Genomic DNA, 5684 nt, shown 5'->3' with positions numbered 1-5684 from the left:
AATGCCCGTCTCGCGCGTGCCGGAACTTCTGCCATGGAATTGGAAAAACCGGTCCCTCCAAGAGACGCCATAATCATGCAGCTCAATAAGGTGCATTCCGTCAAGACCATCGAGCGCGTTGCTGCCGGACTTGGCGAAACCGTCGACCGGATATTCGATCTCGCTATCAATATGGAAACCGAAGATGGCGTGATTTGGGTCTGCGGCCTCCGCGACGAAAGCGTCATCGCATTCACGACGTTCGGTATCGAAAACCTACGCGATCTGATCGAAATGGACCAGGAGTGAGCGCGGAGGTCTCCCTGTGGCCTACGCCGGATGATTACGAACATTGTAGCGCAATCCTAATAAGATTGGTCGGCAGCCCTATCAAGTTTCATACGTCAATGGACTGTGAGTATGCATGTTCGTTTGTTGCTGATCGCGGGGAAAATTCAGGGCAGGTCCTCCACTTCATGACATCTCACATTGGCATGTCTGATATGTTCATAAAGGCCGATTTTCCGAAGTGACGCAGAAGGCGGTGCCGTTATAGAACGCTGCAATGCAATTGGATCACCAACAAGTATCACTTGTTTTGTCGCCCGCGTGATCGCGGTATAGATCAGTGTTCTATCGAGGATGCGTGATTGGAAAATCGGGACAATCACGCATGGCCACTGCGACCCTTGGGACTTGTGAACGGAGATTGCATAAGCGAGCTCTACGAAGTCAGAGTCTGCATCTGTCAGATCATGATCTTTGCCATCAAGGGAGACGTGAGCAATGTCTTCATATGCGCTATGAACACGTCCAAGCGAACCGTTCATCAAACAGCGCGCCCAGTCGTTTTGCGTCCAGATGATAGGGTCATCTTCTGCAATATCTTTTCGACCAGGAAAGAATTCACCTGCTGTTTTCTCATGCTTTTGACGGTGAAAGGATCGATTGATGACATCAATGCCGCCTGGCCCATTACGCACTGGTGAGAGAATTTGTATGTCGTCACGACAAGCCCCATCAGAGATGAGCCGCGATGTTATGTATTGAAGACGATCAACAGTTTCTTTTGCAGAGCAGGCATCATAGGTGATACCTTCATGCAGACCCTCGAATGAAGGAAGGTCTACGGTATGCCCATTTCTAACGGCCTCAGCGATTTCAGGAATGCCGCTTTCAGCAGTTTGGCGGAGAACTTTGTCGAGCACAACTTTTGGAGTGCAGGTATCCTTGCAGATGGCATGGAATGTGAGGCCAAACCCAATGGGGGGAAGTTGCGCAGGGTCTCCAACAAGGAGCAGACTTGCTTCTCCAATCACCCGCAGAATGCGCCACAGTAGCGGGAGATCAACCATTGACGCTTCATCGATGACGATAATATCTCCAGGACCTACCTTTGTCTTCTTTTCCTTAGCACTTTTGAGAAAGCCAGCGATTGTACGGGCGTGGAGACCAGTGCTATCGCTTATTCGCTGCGCGGCTCGCCCTGAGAGGGCCATGAGATGCAAGCCACGGCCTTGTTCCGAGGCAATCTCACACACACCTCGAAGTGATGCTGTTTTTCCAGAACCTGCGTATCCGGCCAATACCATCACCCGAGATGTGACCCCAAGCTTTATGGCCTGCCTTTGCATTTCAGTAAGAGGGTAGGGACTGCGTTTTTCGTAGCGATTGATTTTGATATCAAGGGCTTCGTTTGTCTCTGCGGGCAATGCAAGATCTTCGTAAGCAGACTGGTGAGATGCATCGAAAAGCCAGCTTGCTACTTCGGCCTCCATCACTGCTGCGCCGTAAGGCTGTAAGGTATCTCCAAGGCGTACAGCACCGCCCTCCAGGACCGCCTTGTCAATTATTTCTATTGCAGTGTGTCGGACGGGAAGAGACCCAAGAAGCTGAACTATACCCCGCTTCACATCTTCAAGATTGACTGCCGTATGATTAGCATCGAGGTGCGAATAGAGGACGGCCTCAACGGCGGCAGAGTATCTTCTGCTGTCATCGGCGTGGACACCAAGATGTCGCGCGATTTGATCAACGATTTTCCATGGCAAAAAGGACAGCAATACATAGGGGTTGTCTGCAAGTGCCTGAACGGCTTCACCACCCCAGCACCGGCCGATTTTGATTGCGTTACGGACCCCGACTTCCTCATCGATACCAGCATGTTGTAACCAGTCGATAACATCGGCTTCGTGGGCTTTGACTTCATAGGCAATAAAGGTTGCCTGTGCGACATCTTCTCCCACAATCTCGGCAACGCGTGGGTCGTGATCAGCAATCACATCACGAAGGTGCTCACCAAAGCGCGCCTCCAGGCGCGTTGCCAGCGCAGGGCCAATCCCACGGAATTCCTTGTCAGAGGCGATATAGGACGCAAATGCCCGGCTCGGGCGGGGAAGGGGGGTCGGTTTTGGTAAAGTTCGGCCCTTGAATGACATGCTCATTTATCATTCTCATCGAGTAAGGAAATGGGACGCGGAGATGCACGTCGCCCTCTTGAAATCAGTTCCTCGTCAATAATTTCTTGGCGCCTAAGGCGAGTTTCCAGCCCGACAATTCGGGCCCGAAGTTCGCTGACCTTTTTTTCAAGAGCGCCATTACGTTGTTCAACTTCACGGAGCTTTTTGAGAGGGACCATTGGAGTATCATCTCCGTGCTCTCCACTCTCACGTGCTTCAATGCCGTCCAGCCCCTTTTCAATTACCGCAGTGTCAAGCAATGCTTTGCAAGCAGGGTTGTTGTAGAGAACTTGGCGATCAAACCCGCAAGCGCGCGCGACTTTGCTCACGTTAACCTTTCCTCCGCGATTGGGGAGGACATCTATGCTTGCAAGATAATCTTCAAGACGCGCGGCGTTCTCTCTGCCAAGATCGGCCCCCGATTTTTTGCTCATGATTTCCTCTTGGTCTGAAGCTCAGTGGGGTCGCGGTTAACCGCAGTGAGAGGACGTTCAATTCGGGCTTCCGGTATCTGGTTTGCTTTCATCGCATAAACAAGTCTGAGATTACGTTCGATCAATGCGTCTCTTTCTGCTTCAAGAGATGTCACTTGGGCAGAAAGCCTCTGGACCTGTCGTTCGAGCTGCTCCATGCGCCGCGCAGTCGGACGACGGGAGGGTGGTGCCCTGCGCTCCTTTTCAGCTTTCTTTCGGGCCGCGATCGCACGCCGAACATCTTCGCGTTTTCGAATGACGTCAGGTTCTCGTCGAATACCCCATCGGGCATGTAAAGCGTCGCATATATCCCTGTAGGAGGGGACGTCCTTGTGATCAATAATCCAGTCCGTAAGCCATGAAATATGGGCCGGAGTGAGTTGCTTTACACCTTTAGTCGCCATGCTTGTTTTCCTTCTGCCGCCTTTCGCTTTCCTCGATGGATAGTGAATGCCGGGCTTTTCCAAAGGCAGTCATATCAAATTGAGGGAGCACTTCAGGGCCGGCATCTGCCAAGCGGATTGCGGCACCGTCTTCGACATCGCTGCTCTCCAAGATAGCAATAAGTTCCTCCAGGCGTGCAATTTTCTTATCGAAAAGGGCCAGCCAGCGATCCTTGATGGGATAGCCATTGGCCTTCTTGGCCAGCGCCCTCTCGCGGAGTGCAATTTCATGCTTCAGTTCAATCTTGATATTCGCGAGCTTTCCCTCGGCGCCCTTGATACAAACAAGGTGCTGGCAATTCAGACACTTTCCGAACATTTGACAGGGATCTTGGCGCAAGGATTGTTGGCACCAGCCAAATTGCGTCGTGTGTGCCGTTTCCTTTACAAGCGACATGTCCCAAGATTTTCGATCATCGATTTTTATCTTTGGCAGGCGTTCTGGTCCGCGTTTTGCCTTTATACGCGCAACAAGTTCTTCAGCTGTTTCGTGATCATAAGCATTGTTCTGGGTCGCCAAACGACGCCCAGACCAAAGAGCAATGTCCGCCTGTGGGACGTTAGATTTCTGTGCGATGGTGTTCAGATAGTGCCGCGCCATATGTGTGGTCAATTCAAATGGTGGATCATCAGGGCCAATTGCACCTGTTGAGCGAAAGACGCTGGATAAATTTTCGTCACCCCGCATCGCCCGCCGCACTTGTGCATATGTCAGGCGCTCAACAACATTATCATGCGTTCTGTTGCTCTCACTGAGTTGATGGCGAAGTAAAACAAAGAGGGCCTTGTCATAGGTGAGGCCTGTTTCTTGATGGAACACCGGGTAGTCATTTGGAAAAATAAAACCGATAGAACCGTCAATATGTTGGTGAATAGCATTCCGTGCTGGCTTGGTGACATCTTTGATACGTTGCAACGCTTCCTGTGCGACTGGCATCATTGCTTCCGGTACGAACTTGACTTGAGGTCGACCACCTTTACTTGGTCGCCACCGTAATCCTCCCCGAAAGCCTTCGCCTGGATCTGGCAAGACCTCGCAATCAACAGGGAGATTCAAAACCTCATTAATTCGCATTGGAGCGCAGCATGTCAGAGCCAAAATTGAAGTAATAAGCCGTTCTGCTTGTGTCTGGGAATTTCTGAAGGCAATCGCAACGATCTCAATTTCACGAGATGTCAGAGGCCGTCCTGGTTTGTCGGCGTTGATCCGCCTCCGTTTTGCTTTTGTGGTAGTTATTGGTGGGTCCCAATCAAATGGGACATGAAAAAGCGCGGCAGCGTCAAGTGCTTGATAAACCCATAGCAATACCGTGGTCATTTGGGCGTTGCTATAATCACTCTTGCTTTTAGCGGCAATCTCGATTGCAGTTTTGTCAAAGGCCTCAAGCGAAAGGTCACTTGGGTGAAATATACCAAGTTCTGCGGCGCATTTGGCGAGATCACGAAGTCTGGCGATAGGTTTGTTATAACGACCAATCTGTTTCGGGACCCCGAAGGTCTCAGCGATCCTGTGCGCCGTGAATGCACGTGAGAACTCGCCAAATGGGCCTTCCAAACCTTTGAAGTTTAGTCGGGGAGGGATATTGGGGCGTTCGGGCTTTGCAAGGCCCGCGAGGTCCCATTTCGCCTCATCCCAAGAGAATTGAGCGGTGCGAATGAACGGCAGGGATTTCGCAGCTTCGATATAATCAGAAAAATTCTGTTTGGCGTCGGTACTTTTGGGAGTGAAGACAATAACTTTACCCATCAATTTTCTCCTGATCTTGACGGATTCGTTCAAGCAAGTCACTGATTGCAACGATGGTCGAGGTCTTTGTCTCAGCTACAGCTTCATGCCCTGACACTTTAAGTTGGTCGACTTCTTCCAGAAGGTTTTCAAGAAGGTCTGCATGCGGCGCATCTGCCCAAGCGTGGAACTTGCGACATGTATAGCAGGCGAGGGGGGCCACGCCTGCCTCAATCGCATTGCAACCACCTGCTTCACAGGAACCCAACCCCTCGGCCTGCTCTGAATTGCCCCGAGTTTGCCGGAGACCTATAGCTTCATTTCACGCGACCATATCGAACACGTCGCGCTGTGCATAGAAGTTCTCTTCGGCCTCGGCTGGTGGGATATTCCCAATAGGGCCAAGCAGGCGGCGATTATTGAACCAGTCGACCCATCCGAGGGTGGCCATTTCCAGATCTTGCATGTTGCGCCAAGGCCCCTGGCGATGAACGAGTTCGGTTTTATAGAGACCGTTAATCGTCTCGGCGAGGGCGTTGTCGTATGAATCCCCGACGCTGCCGACCGATGGTTCAATACCAGCTTCGGCTAAACGTTCAGTATA

At 51.4% G+C, this 5684-nt stretch carries 7 protein-coding genes; 1 reads left to right on the top strand and 6 read right to left on the bottom strand.

Going from position 1 to position 5684, the window contains the following annotated elements; all coding sequences use genetic code 11:
- A partial coding sequence (locus BM152_RS18560; RefSeq protein ID WP_244524898.1) for a hypothetical protein occupies positions 1-288 on the top strand: 288 nt, incomplete at its 5' end.
- Positions 289-434: 146 nt separating this feature from the next.
- On the opposite strand, the gene BM152_RS18555 is transcribed toward BM152_RS18560, so the two are convergent.
- The 6 genes from BM152_RS18555 to BM152_RS18530 all read right to left on the bottom strand — a co-directional run.
- Positions 435-2423, bottom strand: coding sequence for an AAA family ATPase (locus tag BM152_RS18555; protein WP_082715314.1), 1989 nt, complete (start codon positions 2421-2423; stop codon positions 435-437).
- Entirely contained in the window at positions 2420-2872 is a 453-nt protein-coding gene (locus tag BM152_RS18550) for a DUF6262 family protein (RefSeq protein WP_066601487.1), read from the bottom strand. The genes BM152_RS18555 and BM152_RS18550 overlap by 4 nt, the downstream gene beginning before the upstream one ends.
- Complete coding sequence (locus tag BM152_RS18545) at positions 2869-3315, bottom strand: hypothetical protein (RefSeq protein ID WP_066601485.1); 447 nt, start codon at positions 3313-3315, stop codon at positions 2869-2871. The genes BM152_RS18550 and BM152_RS18545 overlap by 4 nt, the downstream gene beginning before the upstream one ends.
- On the bottom strand, positions 3305-5101 hold the full coding sequence (locus tag BM152_RS18540; RefSeq protein WP_066601484.1) for a hypothetical protein: 1797 nt from the start codon (positions 5099-5101) through the stop codon (positions 3305-3307). The genes BM152_RS18545 and BM152_RS18540 overlap by 11 nt, the downstream gene beginning before the upstream one ends.
- Entirely contained in the window at positions 5094-5303 is a 210-nt protein-coding gene (locus tag BM152_RS19470) for a hypothetical protein (protein ID WP_139222559.1), read from the bottom strand. The genes BM152_RS18540 and BM152_RS19470 overlap by 8 nt, the downstream gene beginning before the upstream one ends.
- A gap of 99 nt (positions 5304-5402) precedes the next feature.
- The coding region (locus tag BM152_RS18530) for an integrase core domain-containing protein (protein ID WP_139222558.1) at positions 5403-5684 on the bottom strand (282 nt) is incomplete at its 5' end.

The organism is Celeribacter halophilus, assembly GCF_900114135.1.
Classification (GTDB): Bacteria; Pseudomonadota; Alphaproteobacteria; order Rhodobacterales; family Rhodobacteraceae; genus Celeribacter; species Celeribacter halophilus.
The sequence above is the reverse complement of the archived record's forward strand: the minus strand, read 5'-3'. Positions and strand labels throughout refer to the sequence as shown.

Bases quoted from the DNA above. Each gene is read 5' to 3' on its own strand.
- BM152_RS18545 (WP_066601485.1), bottom strand. From the start codon at position 3,315: ATGGCGACTAAAGGTGTAAAGCAACTCACTCCGGCCCATATTTCATGG.
- BM152_RS18540 (WP_066601484.1), bottom strand. From the start codon at position 5,101: ATGGGTAAAGTTATTGTCTTCACTCCCAAAAGTACCGACGCCAAACAG.
- BM152_RS18550 (WP_066601487.1), bottom strand. From the start codon at position 2,872: ATGAGCAAAAAATCGGGGGCCGATCTTGGCAGAGAGAACGCCGCGCGT.
- BM152_RS18555 (WP_082715314.1), bottom strand. From the start codon at position 2,423: ATGAGCATGTCATTCAAGGGCCGAACTTTACCAAAACCGACCCCCCTT.